The 22,384-nt window shown below is 37.7% G+C and carries 18 protein-coding genes and 1 pseudogene; 8 read left to right on the plus strand and 11 right to left on the minus strand.

What is annotated here, in order from left to right; genetic code table 11:
• Together GXK58_RS24790 and GXK58_RS24795 are read right to left on the minus strand one after the other, a co-directional pair.
• Positions 1 to 313: pseudogene (locus GXK58_RS24790) on the minus strand (phospho-sugar mutase); the annotation flags it as partial.
• 214 nt (positions 314 to 527) lie between these two features.
• Positions 528 to 914: a YhcU family protein gene (locus tag GXK58_RS24795; protein ID WP_160725849.1), complete on the minus strand. Its 387-nt coding sequence runs from the start codon at positions 912 to 914 to the stop codon at positions 528 to 530.
• Between the two features lie 109 nt (positions 915 to 1,023).
• On the opposite strand from GXK58_RS24795, the gene GXK58_RS24800 reads away from it, so the two are divergent.
• Complete coding sequence (locus tag GXK58_RS24800; RefSeq protein ID WP_202171448.1) at positions 1,024 to 1,947, plus strand: RluA family pseudouridine synthase; 924 nt, start codon at positions 1,024 to 1,026, stop codon at positions 1,945 to 1,947.
• A gap of 46 nt (positions 1,948 to 1,993) precedes the next feature.
• Here the strand turns inward: GXK58_RS24800 and GXK58_RS24805 are convergent, their stop codons facing one another.
• Positions 1,994 to 2,248, minus strand: coding sequence for a GlsB/YeaQ/YmgE family stress response membrane protein (locus tag GXK58_RS24805; protein WP_098529710.1), 255 nt, complete (start codon positions 2,246 to 2,248; stop codon positions 1,994 to 1,996).
• 322 nt (positions 2,249 to 2,570) lie between these two features.
• Between GXK58_RS24805 and GXK58_RS24810 the strand changes: the two genes are divergently transcribed.
• The 3 genes from GXK58_RS24810 to GXK58_RS24820 all read left to right on the plus strand — a co-directional run bounded on the left by GXK58_RS24810 (position 2,571) and on the right by GXK58_RS24820 (position 5,192).
• Positions 2,571 to 3,185, plus strand: a complete 615-nt coding sequence (locus GXK58_RS24810; protein ID WP_160725850.1) for a DUF47 domain-containing protein — start codon at positions 2,571 to 2,573, stop codon at positions 3,183 to 3,185.
• 11 nt (positions 3,186 to 3,196) lie between these two features.
• Positions 3,197 to 4,198: an inorganic phosphate transporter gene (locus tag GXK58_RS24815; protein ID WP_160725851.1), complete on the plus strand. Its 1,002-nt coding sequence runs from the start codon at positions 3,197 to 3,199 to the stop codon at positions 4,196 to 4,198.
• 418 nt (positions 4,199 to 4,616) lie between these two features.
• Positions 4,617 to 5,192, plus strand: coding sequence for a YitT family protein (locus GXK58_RS24820; protein WP_160725852.1), 576 nt, complete (start codon positions 4,617 to 4,619; stop codon positions 5,190 to 5,192).
• Between the two features lie 35 nt (positions 5,193 to 5,227).
• Here the strand turns inward: GXK58_RS24820 and GXK58_RS24825 are convergent, their stop codons facing one another.
• The 6 genes from GXK58_RS24825 to deoC form a co-directional block, all read right to left on the minus strand.
• Positions 5,228 to 8,473: a hypothetical protein gene (locus tag GXK58_RS24825; RefSeq protein ID WP_160725853.1), complete on the minus strand. Its 3,246-nt coding sequence runs from the start codon at positions 8,471 to 8,473 to the stop codon at positions 5,228 to 5,230.
• Entirely contained in the window at positions 8,470 to 9,882 is a 1,413-nt protein-coding gene (locus GXK58_RS24830) for a glycosyltransferase family 2 protein (protein WP_160725854.1), read from the minus strand. The genes GXK58_RS24825 and GXK58_RS24830 overlap by 4 nt, the downstream gene beginning before the upstream one ends.
• Positions 9,883 to 9,886: 4 nt before the next feature.
• Positions 9,887 to 10,924 carry a HEAT repeat domain-containing protein gene (locus tag GXK58_RS24835; RefSeq protein ID WP_160725855.1) on the minus strand — a complete coding sequence of 346 codons (1,038 nt, stop codon included), beginning with the start codon at positions 10,922 to 10,924 and terminating at the stop codon, positions 9,887 to 9,889.
• Between the two features lies 1 nt (position 10,925).
• Positions 10,926 to 12,545 (minus strand): GGDEF domain-containing response regulator, encoded by a 1,620-nt coding sequence (locus GXK58_RS24840; RefSeq protein WP_160725856.1) that lies wholly within the window; start codon positions 12,543 to 12,545, stop codon positions 10,926 to 10,928.
• A 195-nt stretch (positions 12,546 to 12,740) separates the two neighbouring features.
• Positions 12,741 to 13,541, minus strand: coding sequence for a pyrroline-5-carboxylate reductase (gene proC, locus GXK58_RS24845; RefSeq protein WP_160725857.1), 801 nt, complete (start codon positions 13,539 to 13,541; stop codon positions 12,741 to 12,743).
• Positions 13,542 to 13,655: 114 nt separating this feature from the next.
• Positions 13,656 to 14,330: a deoxyribose-phosphate aldolase gene (gene deoC, locus GXK58_RS24850; RefSeq protein WP_160725858.1), complete on the minus strand. Its 675-nt coding sequence runs from the start codon at positions 14,328 to 14,330 to the stop codon at positions 13,656 to 13,658.
• Between the two features lie 194 nt (positions 14,331 to 14,524).
• On the opposite strand from deoC, the gene GXK58_RS24855 reads away from it, so the two are divergent.
• Entirely contained in the window at positions 14,525 to 16,699 is a 2,175-nt protein-coding gene (locus tag GXK58_RS24855; protein ID WP_160725859.1) for an MMPL family transporter, read from the plus strand.
• A gap of 24 nt (positions 16,700 to 16,723) precedes the next feature.
• On the opposite strand, the gene GXK58_RS24860 is transcribed toward GXK58_RS24855, so the two are convergent.
• Positions 16,724 to 17,065, minus strand: a complete 342-nt coding sequence (locus GXK58_RS24860) for a cupin domain-containing protein (RefSeq protein ID WP_160725860.1) — start codon at positions 17,063 to 17,065, stop codon at positions 16,724 to 16,726.
• Positions 17,066 to 17,245: 180 nt separating this feature from the next.
• Between GXK58_RS24860 and GXK58_RS24865 the strand changes: the two genes are divergently transcribed.
• From GXK58_RS24865 to GXK58_RS24875, 3 genes are all read left to right on the plus strand, one after another.
• Positions 17,246 to 18,358, plus strand: coding sequence for a metallophosphoesterase (locus tag GXK58_RS24865; RefSeq protein ID WP_160725861.1), 1,113 nt, complete (start codon positions 17,246 to 17,248; stop codon positions 18,356 to 18,358).
• 189 nt (positions 18,359 to 18,547) lie between these two features.
• The gene (locus tag GXK58_RS24870; RefSeq protein WP_160725862.1) at positions 18,548 to 19,828 is read left to right on the plus strand and encodes an ArsB/NhaD family transporter; all 1,281 of its coding nucleotides are present in this window, start codon (positions 18,548 to 18,550) and stop codon (positions 19,826 to 19,828) included.
• Positions 19,829 to 19,839: 11 nt separating this feature from the next.
• Positions 19,840 to 20,118 (plus strand): hypothetical protein, encoded by a 279-nt coding sequence (locus tag GXK58_RS24875; protein WP_160725863.1) that lies wholly within the window; start codon positions 19,840 to 19,842, stop codon positions 20,116 to 20,118.
• Positions 20,119 to 20,772: 654 nt separating this feature from the next.
• On the opposite strand, the gene gndA is transcribed toward GXK58_RS24875, so the two are convergent.
• Positions 20,773 to 22,185: an NADP-dependent phosphogluconate dehydrogenase gene (gene gndA / locus GXK58_RS24880; protein WP_160725864.1), complete on the minus strand. Its 1,413-nt coding sequence runs from the start codon at positions 22,183 to 22,185 to the stop codon at positions 20,773 to 20,775.
• Between the last annotated feature and the right edge of the window lie 199 nt (positions 22,186 to 22,384).

Consider the following 22,384-nt stretch of genomic DNA (forward strand, 5'->3'; position numbering starts at 1 on the left):
CCTCCATTGCAAATTCAGGAGATTTATGACGTGAATCATAGGCAATGACAACTCCGCGATTCTTTGCTTCTTCTCCTTGTTCTTCTATGTAAGCAGCTAATCCTGCTGATGCCTTGCGTACGGTATAAAGGTTCATACGGTTGGTACCTGCGCCTATTTCCCCGCGCATTCCACCTGTGCCAAACTCGAGATTCTTATAAAATAATTCTTCAAGTTGTTTTTCATTTCCCTTAACTGCTTCTAATTCGCTCTTTAACTCATTGTCTAACTCTTCAAATTCAATCCAACTACTCGCTATTGCTTTCCATTCCATTGATGTATTCCCTCCTATTTCAGTACATACAATATTTCTAAATTTAGGTCGGTTATTCCTCTACAAATATCGAGATAAAAACCGACAATTTTTGCAGAGCACTTGAAAAAGTTTCCCATATTATAATACCTCAAAAATGATGCTAATAACATATAGGACTAAAAACAGGCATAATAAAAAGCCTGCAGAGATGCACAGGCTAAAAACTTTTGCTTTATATAATTAATTCATTATCAGCTTTTGTATATATGCTAAGCATAGTGCTTTTCATATTTTTCCCATCCATAAACTGTTCAAAATCAAATGGGAAACATAATCCAAATTCATTCAGAGTGGCTGCATTTTTGTTAAAAACCATTTCATATTGTTCGTCCAGGGGTGACGATTCTAATATTGAAATAACTGTTTGAATGCTTGTCATAACTTGAAATGCGTCTTTTAATGTATTAAAATCCAAAGACGTATCCAAGACCTTTAATTCTGCAAAATGATTTATTTCTTCATCGCTAAAATATAAAGGGAAAATATTGGAGTAAACGTACCTCACCAGTTCATTAATCTCTTCTTCTTGACTTGGTGTCGAGGCAAAAACTATTTTCACTTAATAACCCACCTTTGCCATCGCTTATTTCTGTCATAATAGATATGATAAGAATAACATAATTTCTTGTTTATTTTGCGTGGTAATTATTGATAATAAGGAGTTAAAAATGACCATTATAAAACGTACGGGTGAATGGCTGCAAATCATCGTCCCAGATGAATGGGATGGGATGACAGTGGATAATCTTTTCCGGGAGGTTTGGGAAGCACCCAAAAAGTTGACCCATCAGTTCCGCAGTGAGAATAAGGTCTTGCTCGAAGGGGATCGAGTGAAGTGGATCAGCCCTCTTGTTTCTGGATCCAAACTGCTTCTCCATCTTTTTGAAGATGAGGCTTCTCAGATAAGACCGACCTATCATGATTTAGATATTTTGTTTGAAGATGACCATGTATTGATTATCAATAAACCTCCATTTATGAATACACATCCCAATGACCCGGAAAAAGAATCCGACTCATTAATAAACGCTGCAGCCTTTTATCTTTTATCAAAAGGAGAATCAGCCAATGTTAGACAGATTCATCGATTAGACCGGGACACATCTGGAGCCATTCTTTTTGCCAAACATGCACTGGCGGGTGCCATTTTAGATAGAATGCTTGAGAAACGTGAAATAAAAAGAACCTATATTGCCGCCTTACACGGTCGATTAAACAAGCGGAAAGGCACAATAAACATGCCAATAGGGCGTGACAGGCACCATGCTACTAGACGAAGAGTATCCCCATCTGGACAAATGGCCGTCACGCATTTTGAAGCTTTAAATGAAGGCAAGCAAAAAGGCTTTACCTTTGTTAAGGCTTGGCTGGAAACAGGGAGAACCCATCAAATCAGGGTTCATTTCAGCCATTTGGGTCATCCCTTGGTAGGGGATGTTTTATACGGTGGTGAGCCGATTATTAACAGACAGGCTCTCCACGCAGCAAAGCTTGAATTTATCCATCCTTTTACTAAGGAAATAATTATTTGTCACGCTCCATTACTTGATTTGCCCGATATTTTTCAAGCAATTGATTTGAATTCAATATAAAAAGGATGTCTCTCATTTGAAGAGACATCCTTTCTCTGTGCACTCTTTAGTCGGCTTTCCTAAAGGCACGCATAATGAAACTTAATAAGAGAACCAATACTGCGGCTCCTATAATGGCAGGGATGATCGCAAAATCAGCCACATTAGGTCCCCAGTCCCCTAAAATCGCTGTTCCTAACCATGCACCAACAAAACCTGCAATGATATTACCAATAATGCCCCCCGGAATATTTCTTCCGACTATTAAACCTGCTAACCAGCCGATAATTCCACCAACAATTAATGACCAAATGAAACTCATTTAGAACACTCCTTTTTAGTATTCTTCATTTCACTTTAAGCAGTTATTTACTAAAATGACTGCTGTACCTATAAAGTACCCATTTTTAAATTTTATACTCATTGAAAAATTAATTAATCAAATCCTCACATAAATAAAAATCACTAGGCTAAATTATAAAGGACTATCTATTTAATTAAAGGGTAAACAAGTAATCAGAAAATTCTAATGTTAAGTTTTTGTAAATTTAACGTAAATTCTTTCTTTTTTCGACATATTTCAGATAAAATAATTTTCGTGCGCTACACATTAATCAATTGTTTATTATTGGAGGTAAACCTATATGGCTAAAAAAGTAGATAAATTCTCTGCATTGTTAAGTAACATTGCTTCGAATCTCGATGAAAGTGTAGATTTTTTTGCAGATTACAAATTGAAAAATATCAGTGATCTAAAAATCTTTTCTGAGAAAATGAAAGAATTTGAATCTAAAGGTGACACCTTCGTTCATGAAGTTATTAAAGAACTTAACGATGCCTTCATCACGCCAATTGAGCGGGAAGACATCCTGCAGCTTGCGATGAGCATGGACGACGTTCTTGACGGTCTTGAAGCCTGTGCTGCCCTTTTTGAAATGTACTCCATCACTCAAGCAGATGAGTTTATGTTAAAGTTTGTTGAAGCAATTCAAGAAAGTGTTCATGAGATTCAAAAGTCAGTTGACCTGCTTTCTAAAAAGAAATTGTCTGAAATTAGAGAACATGCCATTAAAATTAAAGATTTCGAATCAAAATGTGATAATATTTTACGTCAATCAATCAAACATTTATTTACAGTTGAAAAAGACCCGATCCGTATTATTCAATATAAAGAAATTTATGAAGACCTTGAGGATATTGCCGATTACTGCCAAACGGTTGCAAATACCCTTGAATCCATTATCATGAAAAATGCATAAGGAGCAAAAAAATGAGTCTTGTACTAATTTTAACCATCTTAATTGTCATTGGTGCCCTTGCATTTGATTTCATTAATGGGTTCCATGATACAGCAAATGCTATTGCAACATCCGTTTCAACAAAAGCTTTAAAACCGCGGCAAGCTATTTTAATGGCGGCGGTTATGAACTTTATTGGGGCACTAACATTTACCGGGGTTGCTAAAACCGTTTCAAAGGACATTGTCGATCCCTTTACCTTAAGCAATGGGTCAGTGGTTATTCTAGCAGCTCTTATTGCAGCTATTTTTTGGAATTTACTAACCTGGTATTACGGTATCCCAAGCAGTTCATCACATGCGATTATCGGTTCGATTGCTGGAGCAGCTATTGCTGCTGAGGGTTTTCATTCATTAAATTACGGCGGCTTCATAAAAATTCTTGAAGCGCTCATCCTTTCACCAATATTAGCTTTTGTAGTCGGTTATATAGTTTATAGCATTTTTAAAGTTGCTTTTAAAAATTTCAACTTAACAAAAACAAATCGAAATTTCCGTTATATTCAAATTGCAACAGCAGCTTTGCAATCTTATTCACACGGTACAAACGATGCACAAAAATCAATGGGTATCATTACCTTAGCTCTTATTGCTAATAATTATTTGCATCCGGATGCTGACATCCCTTTCTGGGTACAATTAAGCTGTGCGACTGCAATGGGGTTAGGTACATCCATCGGCGGCTGGAAAATTATTAAGACGGTTGGCGGAAAGATTATGAAGATACGTCCAATCAATGGTGTTGCAGCCGACATAACCGGTGCAGCCATCATTTTCGGGGCTACTTTCATTCACTTGCCTGTCAGTACGACACATGTTATTTCCTCAGGTATTCTTGGGGTAGGTGCTTCTCATCGCCTTAAGGGAGTGAAATGGGGCACAGCACAACGGATGTTAATCACTTGGGTGATTACCCTTCCAATCACAGCTTCAATTGCGGCTATTTGCTACTATATCTTAAATTTATTCTTTTAAAACCAGAGTATTATTTTCTGGTCAGGCTATCGAAAAACTCTCGATAGCCTTTTATTTTTTCCTTATTCCTCTTAACAATTCACCGCGTTAGTTGTTATAATTTTATTAATTTAGAGTTTGGAACATGTCTGGTGATTGGCGCTCCAGGCACTTCGCTTTCCGCGGGCGTGCCGGGGAGCCTCCCCGCGGAAAGCGAGTGCCAGGAGCGGAAATTAACAGGCCCAATTGCAGGGACAATCTAATCTATAAATTTGCTATTTAGATTCTGACAACATAATAAATCGGCGAGAAAACTTTCTCGACAATCTAACCAGAGAATTATTTCTCTGGTTTTTGTTATTCATTCCATCAATCCACTTCTAATTATGACTTTGTTTCATATTTTATTTATAAGGACAAGTCTTAGAGGTGAGTAATATTGAAGGAAAAGGTATTTGCCATGTTGATTGGTTCTATTTTATTAAGTCTTGGAATTAATGGTTTTTTAGTCCCTTACCATTTATTGGACGGCGGTGTGATAGGATTGGGGCTAATCATTCATTATTTTTACGGATTGCCTACAGGACTGAGTATTATCTTCTTGAGTCTTCCTTTATATATTTTAGCTTGGTTTTTTGAACGACGTTATTTTTTCTATAGTCTGCACGGATTAATTATCTCTTCTTTTTGTATTGATCTTTTTTCTTTTATCAATGGAAAAATACAAATTGGGATTCTACCCAGCACGATTATTGGAGGAATTCTTGTTGGAGTTGGCATTGGTCTAATGCTTCGGTATGAGACAAGCACGGGAGGGACAGATTTATTAGCCCAGCTGTTAACTAAATTTACTTCAATTAATATCGGAATTATTATTTTCTTAATTGATGGTCTGATTATTACGAGCGGAATCCAAGTAGTCGGACTCGAAAAGTTCTTTTATTCCCTTCTTACAATCATCTTTGTAGGTTTGATGACCACCGTTACGGTTTCAAAGAAGCCTCTAACCCATTAAAGCCACCTTGCAGAAAGTCAAGGTGGCTTTTAAGTTTATTTATTCGTATCAGTCAAATCAATTGAACCGAATGTTTTTTGCATTATTCCATAAGATGATTTCAACCGTTCATAAAAAGCAGGCTGGTCCCATTTATTCCAATTATAAAGAATGGCATCCTTCTGTTGCACCTGACCAGAAACTCGCTTCGGAATCGTTTGATTCACACCGCTCTGATCGGTTGTAACAACAGCCGCCCTGAGCCCGCTGATCTCCACACTCCCTGACAGCCCTTGTTTCCAAACATCTCCCATTGCTTCTTTTTGACTTGGATCTTTTACATTTAATAGCTGCCATGGAATCCTTCCTTCTATCACCTTTTGATCCTTACTCACACTTATGTCTGTCAAGGAATCAAAATCCTCTCTTGCAGGATTCGCATTTCCGTACTTTAAAACACCTGTTTCATAATCTTGAAATGGGATTACTTTCTTGGTAGTAGGAATGGTTTGCTGTTTATTTAATGCCAAGCGGATGGGATTAAATACCCCATTATCCTTCTCAGCAGCAAACGGTTCTTCCGGAATCATCTTTAGAAGTTTGCCATACTGATAATAGAAGGTATCATAATAACTATCAATTAAGATTCGAGAATCATTTGGTCCCTGAAGCTTAATAAGAAAATCTATTCCGTAATCTGTTTTAATCTTTGTTTGTTTCGTTAACGGAATCGTTGTTTGTCCTTGGTTTCCAATCGTATCAAGCATTAAATAGGTACCTTCATTTTTAAAATCTACCGGGCTGTTATATTTTAGTAAAAAATACAAATAACCGCTGTCTGAAGTGAAACGTACTTCCTTTAAGCTTTGTTTAGTATCCGATTGGGATCCTTTTTTAACTCCTGCAATATCCCAGTCACCTGCTGTACCATCAACAGTGATAGCTGTCTCCTTACTTCCTGGTTCAAATCCAAGCAAACCAAAATGCTGTTCATTTGTTTGCTGGTTATTCCAGTACGGCCGGCGGTCTGGATTGTCATAATCCATCGTGTTCCAGGTCCGCTTAAACCACTCATCCTGCCATGTAAATACAAGTCCGCCAGCATATTGCTCTGATACAATCGATTGATATAAACGCTGATTAGTTTTACCTTGTTCCTCTTCAGAGTTAAAGCCTTGATTCATTCCATAAGGGTTCTCATGGGTTAATCCCCTTGAAGAAGGAACACCAAATTCCGCTACCAAGATCGGCATATGATGAGCTGATCGCAGGTCATGAAGATAGCCGGCGTAATTATTTTTCTTTCCGTCTGTGTCCTTATAGTCTAAATATTTCTTTTCATAACTAAGAAAATCCGGATAGTATGGATAAATATGATAAGAAGCAAACAGTCCTGATTTAAAGGCAGCTGAGGCCTTGATATGATTGGGATCTACCGATACCATATCTTCAGTTTCCAATGGTTCAGATGGATGGCTGAGCAAATCAGTTGTCAGCCAGTTCGTAAAGCTCATCGAATGCTGCCATTTGTATTGCGTTGCCTCATAACTTGCAGCGTAATCCATTAATTCAGCCAGCCAAATTTCAAATGGATTGGCATCATCCGTTTCAAAATACTCTCCATTGAATTGAGACATTCCGGAATGTATAGAATTAGTGTTGGTTACCATTGCCGGGTCCCACTCTGTTCCGATAATCATGCCGATGACATACTTAGAGATATTATATTTATACTCTCCTGAGGCATGGCCGGTCCGCTCGGCAAGGCTCGCATTCCCGTGGATAATATCTATCATATTTTTTATCTCTAATTTGGCATCATCTATATTTACCTTTGCAAAGGCATCCTGGGTTTTAATTAAATTTTCTTCATTCACCCATGTTCCATGAAATAAGTATAAAGGCGTTTTAGCGATTTGGTTATATTCGTAAAAAGCTTCATAAAACTGGGGAGGATGAAGGGTATAGACCCTGATGGCATTGGCATTCATGGCTCCTATTTCCTGAAACCAGCGAAAATATTCTTCTTTTGTAATGGCTGCTTCGCCAGGAAAATAGCCGGGTCTTCCAATCCCCATATTTACACCCTTAATTAAAAAATCCTGCCACTTTCCATTTTTTTTGATTTGAATGTAGGATTCATTCGTTTTACTGTTTATCTTCAGACCATTGTCCTCAACCAATTCTACTTTTTCTTGTGGATTAACCTGTTTCAGAACATTACCTAGGATCTCTTTCATCATGGGTACATATGCTGACCAATAAAAAGAATGATTGGTTCCGAATAATTTTTTCCATTTATCAAAACCTAACGTCTGGTAAATTCCAGGTACATCCGCCTCATCGGCATAGTCTCCTGAAAAATAGTAGGAATTATATTTTGCCGTTTTGTGGGAAATAACCGCTGGGAACTCGGTAGGTATCCCATACCCCTTTAAGGTTTCGGCAGCCTTTTTGGAAACAGGCACCTCGTAATTGGCTAAAACCTCGTTACTATTTTTAGGCTGAATGATATCAAACCAATACTGATATACTCCATCAATATTTTGAGAGAAATGTTTTTTCCCTTGACTAGTTAAATTAAAATTCAATCCGGAATTTTTCAAATCATCTTTCCCGATGATGACCACATAATCATTTTTATTAACAAATACAAATCCTTCTCCATTGAAATCCCATTTATGATCTTGCTTTTGGTAATTTTCCTTTACCCACTCAGGTACCTCTTCACTATTTAAATCTGTGAAGTACCTTCCAATCCAGCCTGACCATTCTACATTCAGTAAACTTGAAATTTCTTCCTTGGCCTCGTCTGAGGTGGGACTGGCGAAAGTATTGAATTCAGCAATTAATGTTTTAGGTTTAGGCTGGATAAGTGCCTTCTTGAGCTGCTTAACCTCACTTAGTGTTAATCCTCCATATATTTTTTCGGACTTCTTGCCTTCAGAATTCTCACCATAAAATTCCTTCTCATACACACCGTATTGGTCCGTCAAGTAAAATACATCATAATTTGTTAAATCTTTTGGTAACGGGACAATGGAGTATTTTTGATTACTCTTCGGCTCAAATCCTTTGTAATCATTTTTTACAGAATAGGGATTACCTTCTTTGAAATATTTGGTATTATTTAACACCCAAACGAACCCCTTATGCTCACGATAAGTGGAATTTGGAACGGTTTTATCCAAAATGAGTACATTCAAATCCTTTTCTGGTTTTAGTTGCCATAACCAAAATGGACTCGTCACAATAGCAAGAAAAATCATCGCATAAAAAAATAAGTAAAATGATTTTTTCATTTCGAAACACCTTTTCTTTTCATTTCTCCCCAGCTTGTCTCGCCTTTTATGATTTGCCAGACCCCTTCACACCGCCAAAAAACAGTCATTGGCCGATACCAAATCGTTTCTGTAAGCGAATATAGAAAGAGCTTGAAGATATCTGTCACCTTTGGATATTTAGTTAAACTCCATTCTTCTAAAAGGACAGCTGCCATGGAAAAAATAGACCCATATAAACAGGAGAGTAAAAAAAGTAAAATAGAAAATTCGATGTAGGTTCCTCCAAGGAATAAACATAATACCATAAAGATGTATCCGGAGAGTTCAATAATTGGTCCAAAAAACTCTACTATCCAAAAATATGGGAAGGCTAGAAGCCCTATGGAGCCATATTTAGGGTTAAAGGTTAATTTTCTGTGGGTCCATAAACTTTCAAAAAGCCCCCTATGCCAGCGCCTTCGCTGCCTTCGTAAAAATGTCATATCCTCAGGGACTTCTGTCCAGCAAACGGGATCTGGAACATACACAATCTTCTTTTTTAGTCCTTTTTCTTTTAATAGGCGGTGAATCCGTACAACAAGCTCCATATCTTCGCCAACGGTATCGGTTCGATACCCCCCGGCAGCAATCACCCAATGCTTAGAAAATACACCGAAAGCACCAGAAATAATAAGGAGGAGATTGTGTCTGCTTAACCCAATTCTCCCCATTAAAAAGGCACGTAAATATTCGATAATCTGCATCACAACCAATGGCTTATCGGAAAGACCAATGCTTTTTATATGGCCATTTTGGATTTCACAGCCATTAGCAATCCTTACACTTCCCCCTGAGGCAATGACTTCTTCATTTGAATCTACAATTGGTTTCATTACCTTCAAAAATGCATCTTCCTCTAAAACCGAATCGCCATCTAAAGAACAAAAATACGGATAATGAGAGAAGTTCAGACCGACATTAAGGGCATCTGCCTTTCCTCCGTTTTCTTTATCAATTAAAAATAGATTCGAAAGGATGGATGATTGATAAATCTTTTTTATTGGTTTTGACTTCACTTGGATTCTTACCACTTTTTTTATTTCCTTCATGTCGTAAAAATCTATCATTTTCTGCAAAGTGTCGTCCTTTGAACCATCGTTTACTACTATTACTTCATATGTAGGATAATTAATACTTAATAGGGAGCGGACACTTTGAATAATCCCAACCTCTTCATTGTAGGCAGGAACAATAATCGAAACAGGTTTAGTATAAATTTCATCTAAATAATCTTCATATGCTTGAACTCGATCAAGCTGATATTCTTTTCTAAGTTGAAAACATGAAATGATAAGAATGGCCGAATAAAAGATGATAACAATGACCATATATACAGCAATAAACCAGCCAAAAGCTGTAACGATACCTCCCCAATCTATAAATGGCATCGATCTACTCTCCTTTATGCAGCCATTCCCAGGCCATATCTTTTGCAAATGTGTCTGTTGAAGTTTCTAATACATTCAGTAGTATTTCTTTTCCAGTAGTAAATTGACTGATTGCTTGTCCAGCCTGTGCGCGAACCCACCAAGTTTGATCATGCAGAAGCTCAATTAAACGCGGTATGGCACTTTGTTCTTTTAACGAACCAATTAATTTGACTGCGACCATTCGTTCTTCCCATTTATCAGAATAGAGAAGGTTCATGTATGGAGCAATATTTTTTACATATCCAATTTCGGCTAAGGCTTTTAATGCCCTTAGCTTTATTTCTCCTGAATAGCTTGAAAATATATTCTCAAGGAAAACAATGTAAGTGATCTCTTTTTTACTAGCAATCACGTCAATAATTGCTTTTTGGAGCGCACCCCCGGCATGATGAAAATGCAAAACATATTGGTCAAACCTCTTCTGTTCTAATGGGATAAGAATATGCCGATAATCAAATTCTGTCAGGTCTTGATATCTAGTTGTTAATAGGTCGAATAACTGCTCAAATTGGAATAATGCTAGTGTTCTGAGAATATGAATGAGTTCTTGTTGGGTAAGTCGTTTTCTCTGAAGCATCCTAAAAACATCTTCCGCAAGATTAATCATATTGAAATCCTCAATATGATACAGGGTATTCATTCTTGTGCTCCACTTGCGGCTTTGAATCCGTTTTTGATAATAATCGGATAAATACAGTGATGCTAATTGCGATAATCGTTCTTTTTCCTCTTTTCCCTCAATCACCTTCGTATACTTAATCAACAGTTGTTCTATAGCTGTTTGCTGCAGAATATTCTCGGGGGTTAGTTTCCTTGATAACACTCCCTCGATTAAAATGGAAGTGATCAAGGGATTAAAGATTTCACTGTATTCCTTTACTTTTTTTCTCTTTCGAATCTCAAATGCTTTTCTGATGGTTAAATAACCTAGAAGTATGAAAAGCAGACACACCAAGCATAGTGTAAGAATAGAAAGAAATAGCAACTCATTTGTTAACAAATTATTTCATCCTTTTAATTAACCTTTGTATTCTAGCCTGCAGTTCCTTAATGCTAAATGGCTTGGTCACATAGTCATCGGCCCCAAGTGCTAAGGCCTTCTCTATATCTGCTTCACCTTTTCTTCCAGTCAGCATAAGAACATGAATGTTATGACTATATTTTATTTTTTGTACCCTTTGTAAAACTTCAATGCCATCCATTACAGGCATAACCCCATCTATGATTAAAAAATGTTCTCCTTTTTCCTCTAATCTGTTTGAATGAAAGAATTCCACTCCATCTCCAAATTCTGCTAGGTTTAAGTCGAATTTTGAAAAGTCCATGGTGTTTAAGATCCTCAAAAGCATCGTTCGAATGATTGGGTCATCATCAATAATTGAAACAAATAACTTACTTTTCGGTAATTCCACTTTTGAGTTATTAGCATTTTCTACGCGTGCTCTTCCGTTTGTCTTGGCTGAACGCAGTGCTTGTTCAGCAGCCATAATGGCACTATCCATTGTTATATCGTCGTGATGAATGGTATAAATACCAGCCGAAAAAGTAACATAACTTATTTGTTCTTCATGATGGAATGGAATCGCTGAAAATTTCGCTAGCAGCCTTGAAACAATCTCAGCAACTTCTACTTGATAGGCGTTCTCAAAGAGAATGATAAACTTATCACCGCCATACCTAAAAATGGTATCATAGCTTCTTGTATGTTCTTTTAAAAAAGAGGCAAAGGCTGTTAGTATTTTCTCTCCAAAAGTGTGGCCGAACGCAGCATTCATTTGTTTAAAGTGGTCAAGGTCTAAGATGGCAATACTGAAAGGATGTTTATGACGTTTTAAATCTTTGAGGTTACGGTTATATACATCTAATAAGAATTTTCGATTGTAAAGCTGTGTAAGAGGATCTACTAATGTTAATTGGTTTAATAAATTTTTTCTCTTCAAGTGATGGGAAATCCGAACGATCAATTCTTCAAGATCGATTGGTTTTTCAATAAAGGCATCTGCGCCTAATTTGTAGGCCTTCATTCTGGTCTCCCCGTCATTCAGCAAACTAACAATTATTCTGGGGACAAAGTGCTGGCGAGAATGCTGTTCAATGGTTTCAAAGATACTTCCTCCATCCACAGCGGGAAGGTTACAATCCATAATCACACAGTCAGGAGTTAAATCAAAATATTGAGAGACCGCCTTTTTAGAATCGGTATTCACTACTGTCATCCAGCCTACTTCTTCTAGAGCTTCTTTTAGAAGAATGAGCATTGATACATCTTGGTCAATGATTTGAATCAGCGGAACCGTTTCATCTAATCTTCGTCCTGTATGTTTTTCAGCTTCCCTCTCAATGAAGGTGTCGTATTCCTCTATTAAATTAATTAATTCCTTTAAAAACTTTTGCAAGGAAGCTTTCTCCCACGCCCCATCCTCCTCCGGGCTAATTTGATTCATCAAAAGTCCAGATAGTTGGTGAAGCCCCCCCAGTTGTAATGTTCCTGCACTTCCATGGAGGGAATGCAAAAAATCATAAACCTCTGAATGACTGATTGCTTCATCTGAGTTAAACCACTTGGATAGTTGATTCTTTAACTTTTGAATTAATAAATTTTTATACTTATTTAAGTCCATTAACTATCTGCACCTCATTTTAATCGTGAGACGATATTGTATCTAATGATGATAGTATGTTTCAGTTTGTGTCTTTCTTAAGTTTATTATGAATCCGCTTGAAATACTACGAAAAAGGTCGAAAAAAGGCGAAATAACATTGAAAAAATATCAATAAAAAAGGACCCCTTTATGGAATCCATGTATACAATCATCTTACTTCAAATTTTTTATCTTCTCTGTACAGCTCTCCATTGCCGAAATAACGGCTCCCCTAAAATGTGCCCTTTCAAGCGCTGCTACCGCTTCTATTGTTGCTCCACCTGGCGTACAAACCTGATCTTTCAGTTCTCCAGGATGCAGCTCTGTTTCTAGCACCATCTTAGCAGCGCCAAGTACCGCCTGAGCTGCCAGTCTATAAGCTTGATCCCTAGGGATCCCTTGACGGACACCGCCATCAGCCATCGCTTCGATAAACATATAAACATAAGCAGGTGAAGAACCGCTGATAGCCGGAACCGCATCCATTAGCTTTTCATCTATCCACTCGCTATTACCAAAACATTGAAATAATTGTTCGACCATTGTCAGTTCTCGGTCTGTCATATATTTATTTGCACAGAGTGCACTCATTCCTTCACCCACTAACGAAGGAGTATTTGGCATCGTTCGAACCGCCTTAACCGGAAATGCAAATAAGCTTTCCACTCCAGCTAGCGTAATGCCTGCCGCAATCGTAACAATGATAACATCTTGCTTGATATGATTTTTAATTTCTTCAATGATCGTCACATGCTTGTCAGGCTTAACTGCTAAAATGAGAATGTCTGCAAACTGTGCTATATCCATATTTTGTAATGAAGTAAGGATACCGTACTTTTCAGAAACCGTATTTATCGTCCTATCGGTAGCAGCACTAGCCATTATGTTTTGTTTATCTACTCCATTAGCTGTCATACCCGCTATCATAGCTTGAGCCATTTTTCCTGCCCCAATAAAACCTATTCTTTTGGTCATGATCTTCCATCCCTTAATTTTTTTGAATTTATCAATAGAAATAAAAAAAAGAAGTTATTCCATAGAAATAGCTTCTCTTTTATTAAGCAAGATTATAGTTGTAAAGAAATCTTTTTAATAGTGGTTATTTGAAAGTTCCCCTTTGGCAATAGAAACCCCTGAACTTGCCCCAATGCGGGTAGCTCCTGCTTCAATCATCGCCAGCGCATCTTCACGGCTTCTTACTCCGCCTGAAGCCTTTACACCGATATTAGGGCCAACCGTTTGACGCATTAAACGAATATCCTCTGGAGTTGCTCCCCCAGTCGAGAATCCTGTAGAGGTTTTAACAAAATCTGCCCCTGCCTTTACAGCAAGCTCACAAGCTCTTGCTTTTTCTTCATTTGTCAGTAAGCTTGTTTCAATAATGACCTTTACTAAGGCTTTCCCCTCGGCTGCCTCAACGACTGCGCGGATATCTTTTTCGACTAATTCATTATTTTGGTCTTTAAGTGCGGCAATATTGATGACCATATCCACTTCATCTGCACCGTTTTCAATCGCATTTTTAGTTTCAAAAGCTTTTGTCTCTGAAGTGGTGGCTCCTAATGGAAATCCTATTACTGTACATACTTTTACTTCAGGTGTATCAGCGAGCAGTTCAGCTGCAGTTTTAATCCATGTTGGATTCACACAGACTGATGCAAATAGATATTGTTTCGCTTCGTCAATGATTTTAATAATTTCTTCGCGGGTTGCATCCGCTTTTAATAATGTATGATCAATAATTTTAACAATACTTTCAGTCATTCTAACTTCCCCCTAGATTTTGGAGTTATACAGATCCACTTTTTATGACATTATAACTATAAAAATTAGAATGCCAAATGAATCACTTATACAATATTTTTATTGTACCAAATTACGTGTGGTAAATCCTTTTTTCTTTTACATTCGCAATATTTAGAAACAATTAATTCTTTTTTAAGGAGGGACTTTTAATTTTGGAGAAATTAGGGAGCATTATTTTTAGAAAACGAAAATGGGTATTAGTCCTTTCGGCAGCAGCCATCCTAATTTTCAGCCTTTTTGCCCTGAAATTACCCACCGTATTAAGTGGGAACGGATTTGAATATAACGGGGAATATAATCAAACAAGAAAGCTGCTTGAAAAGGAATTCAATTATCCCAGGTCTTCCATTATTCTTTTTTTTGAAAAAGATAAAAGCATCAGCAAAGAGGATTTTGACGAGTTTATTCAGGATACTCTTAATCGGCTGAAGCTTTTAGACTCAGCTAAGAATATTTCTTCACCGTTTGAGCGTGAGGGAATGATTAAAGACAAGTATGCCTATGGAATTCTTACTTTTGATAAGAAAGCTGAGGATCTTGAGAAAGAAATTGCAGACCTTAAAAGGTCATTAAAAAATAAACATGGGCTTAAAGTGACGCTGACCGGAGAGCCCATTATCGTCCAGGACTTAAATACCGCCAGCCAAGAAGATTTGGCGAGAGCTGAAGGGATCGGGCTGCCAATCGCATTACTCGTTCTGATCCTTGCATTCGGAGGGCTTGTCGCCGCTGCCATACCAATTATTATTGGGGTAGTTTCCATTCTGGTAACAATGGGCACAATCTATTTCTTTAGCTATCATATGGATTTAACAATCTTTATTTTAAACATTGTTCCAATGATCGGACTTGCTTTAAGCATTGATTTTGCCTTATTGTTCATTAATCGATATAAAGAAGAATTGCTGTCAACATCGATCCAGGAAGCCATTGAAATGACCATAAAAACAGCTGGCCGCTCCATTATCTTTTCAGGACTTTGTGTTTTTATAGGTTTATCCGGTTTGTGGTTGATTAAAATCGACATCTTTCAGAATGTGGCACTTGGCGGTATGCTGGTTGTTCTGATTTCTGCGATTTCAGCGCTGACTTTTCTGCCTGCCTTACTTGCGCTAATAGGTGAGAACATACATAAATTCAGTTTATTCCGTAAGACAAGTCAGGAAAATAGTCTATGGTACCGCTTTGCCAAATTAGTGATGAATCACCCCATCATCATGTCTGCCCTGGCACTTGCCATTCTTTTAGGGGGGCTAGTGCCAGTCGGGCAAATGGTTTTGGTCATTCCAGGGACGGATTCATTACCTGAAAATTATCCATCCAGGCTAGCATTAGAAACATTTCAAGAGCACTTTATTGCGAAAGAGAAACGAGACGAAAAGAAGGTAACTATTATTTTAAAAACAGATGGGCCTGTCTTGAATAGAAGTAATTTTAAAAACATAAGTACCATTATCCATGACCTTGAGAGGGATAAGCTAGTAAATAGCGTTAACTCCCCTTTTTCCGCATCAGGACTTCGGGAGGATGAACAGCTTTACCAGTTTCTCCTGCATGGTGATCAGACCCTTACGGCACCGATTACGAAATCCTTTATCAGGGATAATAAAATGCTTGTTGAAGTGTATTTAAATACAGGGGATCATGATATGCGGGCGAGACAGTGGGTAAAAGAATGGCCGAGGGAAAAACTGGGAGTGCATGCCTATATTGGCGGCCCTATCAAATTTGAGCAAGAAATTTTTGATGAAATATATGATCAGGTTCCGCATGGATTACTATTAATTGTCTTGTCAACTCTTATCATTCTAATGGCTGCTTTTCGTTCTATTTTGATTCCTCTTAAGGCTATTTTAATGAATGTATTGAGTTTAGGCTGTACGTTTGGAATCGTTGTATGGATTTTTCAATTAGGACATCTGGGGATGAAACCTGTTAATATCGCCTTGATCTTCCCTGTCTTTGTTTTCACCCTTGTCTTCGGACTTTCGATGGACTATGAAGTCTTCCTGATCTCTAGGATACAAGAATTTTACCTAAAAACGGGTGATAATACTTTAGCCACTATTTCCGGGTTGACTTTTACGAGTAAAATCATTACTTCGGCTGCTGCGATTATGATTGTTGTCACTGGGGCATTTGCTTTTACAGGGGTTATGCCGGTCAAACAGCTTGGAATCGGTATTGCAATAGCGATTTTTATTGATGCCACGATTGTGAGGATGGTTTTGGTCCCTGCCTTAATGAAGTTGTTAGGTGATTGGAATTGGTGGTTCTTCGGCTATAATTTTAAGCCACGGCATACTCGTAAAAAAAGACCAGCCTAAATTTAGGAGCTGGTCTTTTAGGGTTTAGATATTTTTAGCGTAGTTTTCACTAGGGATTTTACTTAAGACAACATATAAACTTAATGGGGTCTCCCCACTGTTAAGGAATGCCATTTCTTCTTCACTGCCAACATGAAGAATATCACCTTCTGTCACTTCTGAAGGATGATTGTCAATAATGATTGTACCATTCCCAGTAACAACCAATAGGTAAACTTCTGTATTAGGATGCTTATGGGGTGGAAGCTGTTGTCCCGGCATAAAATTTAAGACGAAAGCGGTTGTCTCCCCTTTTTTATAAATTACCCGTTTGGTAAATTTATCTTCACTATATTCCATAAATGATTTTAGCGTATTCTTTTCCATCTCTTTTCCTCCCTCAATCTATCTATCTTTATTTTAATTGAAAAACATTCTCAATGAAGTGAGCGAAATCACGGTCTTAAATTCTGAAACAGTCTATGCCCAAGCATACAGTTTGGATAATTCACAATGGAAAAACCATACTAAAACTATTCTCCCTAACAACTGTAGGAGGTAATCATAATGAAAGAAAAAATCATATTGTTACTATCCCTTGTTATAGTCTTCTTTATTTTTACATCTAATACGTTTACAGCTGAGACCGGTTCATCTGGTGAGGAAGTAGTGGATTTGAGGATATTGGAAACGACTGATATCCATGCGGATTTGATGAATTATGATTACTATCAAACAAAAGTAGACAACCGAATTGGGCTGGTCAAAACAGCCACCCTTATTCGGGAGGCACGTAAGAAAAGTAAAAATACGCTGTTATTTGATGACGGCGATCATTTAAAAGGGAATCCGCTTGGCGAATATTTGGCTAGAATTAGAGGTATGCATAAAGGGAAAACACATCCAGTTTACAGGGCCTTCAATTATTTAAAATATGATGCCATCGCAATTGGAAATCATGAATTCAATTATGGTTTGGGATTTTTAAATACAGCTTTAAAAGGGGCTAAGATGCCTGTTTTAAATGCGAATGTGTACTCAGTGAAGCGGAATAAACCTTATTTTAGACCGTATACCATTTTAAAAAGAAAAGTTGTTGATCAAAAGGGCATAACTCATGAATTGAAAATCGCTGTCTTCGCCCTTATGCCCACACATATTATGAAATGGGATAAGGCCAATCTAGAAGGAAAAGTCTTTGCCAAACCTATGCTTGAAACAGCGAAGGAATTGGTCCCTCAAATAAAAGCACAGGGAGCTGATATTATTATTGCCCTGGCTCATACAGGGATTTCTAGTGAGCCGTATCATCCTGATACAGAAAACGCCGTTTATTACTTAACACAAATTCCTGAAATTGATGTGGTACTCGCCGGTCATTCACATAGTGTATTTCCAGGGCCGGTTTATAAAGAGCTGCCTCACACAGATATCGAGAAGGGGCTTATCAATAACAAACCCGTTGTGATGGCTGCAGCCTTTGGAAGCAGATTAGGAATTATTGATCTTCAATTAACCCATCAAACTGGAAAATGGCAAATCACCTCGAAAAAATCATATACAAAACCTATTGCTGATGAGAATGGAAAGTCTCTCGTTAAAACGGATAAAGGTTTATATAGACTAGTCGAAGAAGAGCATGAAGAAACGGTAGAGTTTATTAAAAAATTAGGTCTCTAACCTGACGTAATAGAGAAAAGTGCGAAAATTTGTGAGGTAATGATTGGTAAGAGCTCTTTACATTCACTGGATTGTTTTATAAAATAAAAACAATCATACATATGTTGATTTTGGGGGAGTCTGTCACACACAGGCTCCTTTTTGCATTTTTTCAATATAGTGTAAATACATAGGAGAAGTGGTGCATGCATGTCAACACAAGCAATTATCGCTATAGGTGTCTTTTTAATTACTTATGCTTTTATTGTTACAGAAAAGATTCATCGTACAATTATTGCCATGGCGGGTGGAATTATGATGGTCCTCTTAGGGATTATCAATCAAGAAACAGCCTTACATCACATTGATTTTAATACACTCGGATTACTAACAGGGATGATGATCATTGTTTCAATCACATCTGAGACGGGGGTGTTTAAGTATATCGCTATTTGGTCAGCTAAAAAAGTAAAGGGCGACCCATTAAAGATCTTACTTGCCCTTGGAATCATTACAGCATTAGGCTCTGCTTTTTTAGATAACGTTACAACGGTCCTGCTGATGGTCCCAGTGACATTTAGTATCACAAGGCAATTACGTGTAAATCCAATTCCATTCTTAATTACCGAGGTCATTGCTTCCAATATCGGCGGAACCTCCACCTTAATTGGCGACCCGCCCAATATCATGCTCGGTAGTGCCGTAAAGGAATTAACATTCATGGCCTTCATTAACAATTTGACAGCAATCAGCTTTTTTATATTATTTGTCAATATGGCTATTCTTGCTTTCTTCTATAGGAAACAGCTCCGCGCCTCTGATGATTTGAAAGCAAGCCTTATGGACTTAGACGAAAAAGAAGAAATTACCGACAAGAAATTATTAATCAAGTCCTTAGCAGCACTTTTATTTACTATTATAGGTTTTTTCCTGCATCAGCTGGTACATGTTGAATCAGCAACTGTTGCTTTAGCAGGTGCCTTCTTGTTACTTTTATTAACTGGGGAGGAATATTTGGATAAGTCGTTTGCTAAGGTTGAGTGGACTACGATTTTCTTCTTTATCGGATTGTTCGTACTAGTCTCAGGTTTAATTGAAACAGGAGTTATATCTTTACTTGCTAATTATTCCGTACATTTAACAGGCGGAAATGTGGCCTCCACCTCGATTTTAATCCTTTGGGTGAGTGCGATTGCCTCTGCATTTATTGATAATATTCCGTTTGTAGCCACGATGATTCCGATGATTAAAGATATGGGAGAATTGGGGATTCATAATTTGGAACCTCTTTGGTGGAGTCTTTCCCTTGGAGCTTGTCTGGGAGGCAATGGAACACTTATTGGGGCAAGTGCGAACGTGATCGTGGCCGGACTTGCAGCCAAGGAAGGACATCCAATTACCTTTGGAAAATTTCTATTAATATCTTTTCCATTAATGATTCTCTCGATTGTCATCTGTACAATCTATATTTATTTACGATATTTAATATAGGAGGGCTCTTTATGCGGATTGAGTATATGTACGACAAGAATCTTCTCGAAATAAAAGAAGTAGCGAATGGGAACGATATGGAGTTTTTAATTACTTTGTTTGAGACAGAGTTAAAGAAAAAACTGGTAAAGGTACGGCAGTACTTTGATGAAAATAAGGTTTTAACCGATATACATTTTTACATTCACTCCAATAACAATTTTCAGGTTATTGTCAGAAATGACTTCTACAATGAATTTATCCTACAATTATTTAGGCAGCAATTATTACAAGAAATAAAATGGATTTAAGCTCAAAAAAACTAGTGTATAAGCTATCGAATATGTCTGTTGATTGGCGCTCCAGGCACTTCGCTTTCCGCGGGCGTGCCGGGGAGCCTCCTCGGCGCGTTTGCGCCTGCGGGGTCTCCCCTGCCCCGTACTCCCGCAGGAGTCTTCGTGCCTTCCGCACCAATCAACAGAGTGTTTTCAATAAAGTTCCTTCACTCAACTAATAAATAATAAGAGTTAAAGTCCATTTTTAGATCAAAAGAGTTTACCAAGTTGAAGTTTAATTTGCATCTATTGATGGATTATACTTGATAACCATCTTGTTTGTTTGATAGAAAAAATATATATGATTTCTATTCTTACCTTGAAAATTTTGACAGACTAGGCAAGGCTATAAATAGTGTGTGCGGAACTTAAGTTGTTTTGCCTCCTGTTGATTGGAGCGGAGGCACTCGACTCCTGCGGGATATAGAGGTCACTGGAGACCCCGCAGGCGCTTTCAGCGCCGAGGAGGCTCCAGGACCTCCCCGCGGAAAGCGAGTGCCGGAGCGGAAATCAACAGGACTATTTGCAGGGACTTTCATTAAATTGTTATAAAAAAATGTCGAGAAAGATAACTTTCTCGACATTTTGAGCTGCCAGTGAATGGCAGCTTTTTCTATATTGTTGTTGATTTTATTCCATCCAGTTTGTGTGGAATACGCCTTCTTTGTCGGTACGTTGATAGGTGTGAGCACCAAAGTAGTCGCGTTGTGCTTGCAATAGGTTTGCTGGTAATGTTTCTGTGCGATAGCTGTCATAGTAAGCAATTGCACTTGCGAAAGATGGTACTGGAATACCGCGCTCAATCGCTACTGCAATAACTTGACGTAGAGCTGACTGATAGTTCTCAACAATCTCTTTAAAGTAAGGGTCTAATAATAGGTTTGCTAATTCTGTGTCACGATCATATGCATCTTTGATCTTTTGTAAGAATTGAGCACGGATGATACAGCCACCGCGGAAAATCATAGCGATATCACCATAACGAAGATTCCAGTCATATTCTTCAGAAGCAACACGCATTTGCGCAAAACCTTGAGCATATGAGCAAATTTTGCTCATATATAGGGCTTTACGGACTGCTTCAATTAGTTCTTCCTTGCTTCCTTCAAATGGTTTCACTTCTGGACCAGTCAATACTTTACTTGCTTTAACACGTTCTTCTTTCATTGCTGAAATAAAACGGGCAAAAACAGATTCAGTGATGATTGGAAGTGGCACACCTAAATCTAAAGCATTTTGGCTTGTCCACTTACCAGTACCTTTTTGGCCTGCAGTGTCTAAGATAACATCAACCAATGGTTTACCTGTTTCTTCGTCTACCTTTTTAAAGATATCTGCTGTAATTTCGATTAAATAACTGTCTAATTCGCCTTTATTCCAATCGGCAAAAACAGAATGAAGTTCTTCTGTATTTAATCCAAGCACATTTTTTAAAATGAAATATGCTTCACAAATTAATTGCATATCTCCATACTCAATTCCATTATGTACCATTTTAACATAATGACCAGCACCATTTGGTCCAATATAAGTACAGCATGGATCTCCTTGAACTTTTGCTGAAATTGCTTCTAAAATCGGCTGAACAAGTTCATATGCTTCTTTTTTGCCTCCAGGCATGATTGAAGGTCCTTTTAATGCTCCTTCTTCCCCGCCGGATACACCTGTACCAATAAAATTGAAACCGGCCATTTCTAATTCTTTATTACGTCTAATCGTGTCTTGGAAGAACGTATTTCCTCCATCAATAATGATATCGCCCTCTTCAAGATATGGCTTTAGGGATTCAATCGTTGCGTCAGTAGCTGCGCCTGCCTTAACCATTAATAAAACTTTACGAGGCTTTTCTAAGGAATCAACAAATTCCTCCATCGTACGTGCACCGACAAAGTTTTTTCCTTCCGCTTCATTCTTTAAAAATTCTTCGGTTTTGTCATATGAGCGGTTAAAAACAGCAACTGAATAGCCGCGGCTTTCAATATTTAATGCCAAGTTTTTTCCCATTACTGCTAATCCGATAACACCAATTTGTTGTTTCGACATAAATATCCCTCTTTCTGTGTTTATCTCTATAGATAAACATATTCTTTCCTGATTGACAATAAAAGTGCTTATTTTTTTTAATAAAAGTTCAAGGGATTTTCTTCCAGACCTTTCACCTAATGTTCATCAACTTCACCAATTGTTCAATTTTCATCTACCGTATTTTTTCTATAATTAAGTTGTTAACACATAATAAAAT

Source organism: Bacillus sp. USDA818B3_A, assembly GCF_009928415.1.
Classification (GTDB): Bacteria; Bacillota; Bacilli; order Bacillales; family Cytobacillaceae; genus Neobacillus.

Bases quoted from the DNA above. Each gene is read 5' to 3' on its own strand.
- GXK58_RS24865 (WP_160725861.1), top strand. From the start codon at position 17,246: ATGAAAGAAAAAATCATATTGTTACTATCCCTTGTTATAGTCTTCTTT.
- GXK58_RS24860 (WP_160725860.1), bottom strand. From the start codon at position 17,065: ATGGAAAAGAATACGCTAAAATCATTTATGGAATATAGTGAAGATAAA.
- GXK58_RS24810 (WP_160725850.1), top strand. From the start codon at position 2,571: ATGGCTAAAAAAGTAGATAAATTCTCTGCATTGTTAAGTAACATTGCT.
- GXK58_RS24875 (WP_160725863.1), top strand. From the start codon at position 19,840: ATGCGGATTGAGTATATGTACGACAAGAATCTTCTCGAAATAAAAGAA.
- gndA (WP_160725864.1), bottom strand. From the start codon at position 22,185: ATGTCGAAACAACAAATTGGTGTTATCGGATTAGCAGTAATGGGAAAA.
- GXK58_RS24815 (WP_160725851.1), top strand. From the start codon at position 3,197: ATGAGTCTTGTACTAATTTTAACCATCTTAATTGTCATTGGTGCCCTT.
- GXK58_RS24805 (WP_098529710.1), bottom strand. From the start codon at position 2,248: ATGAGTTTCATTTGGTCATTAATTGTTGGTGGAATTATCGGCTGGTTA.
- deoC (WP_160725858.1), bottom strand. From the start codon at position 14,330: ATGACTGAAAGTATTGTTAAAATTATTGATCATACATTATTAAAAGCG.
- GXK58_RS24870 (WP_160725862.1), top strand. From the start codon at position 18,548: ATGTCAACACAAGCAATTATCGCTATAGGTGTCTTTTTAATTACTTAT.
- GXK58_RS24825 (WP_160725853.1), bottom strand. From the start codon at position 8,473: ATGAAAAAATCATTTTACTTATTTTTTTATGCGATGATTTTTCTTGCT.
- GXK58_RS24830 (WP_160725854.1), bottom strand. From the start codon at position 9,882: ATGCCATTTATAGATTGGGGAGGTATCGTTACAGCTTTTGGCTGGTTT.
- GXK58_RS24840 (WP_160725856.1), bottom strand. From the start codon at position 12,545: ATGGACTTAAATAAGTATAAAAATTTATTAATTCAAAAGTTAAAGAAT.
- proC (WP_160725857.1), bottom strand. From the start codon at position 13,541: ATGACCAAAAGAATAGGTTTTATTGGGGCAGGAAAAATGGCTCAAGCT.
- GXK58_RS24800 (WP_202171448.1), top strand. From the start codon at position 1,024: ATGACCATTATAAAACGTACGGGTGAATGGCTGCAAATCATCGTCCCA.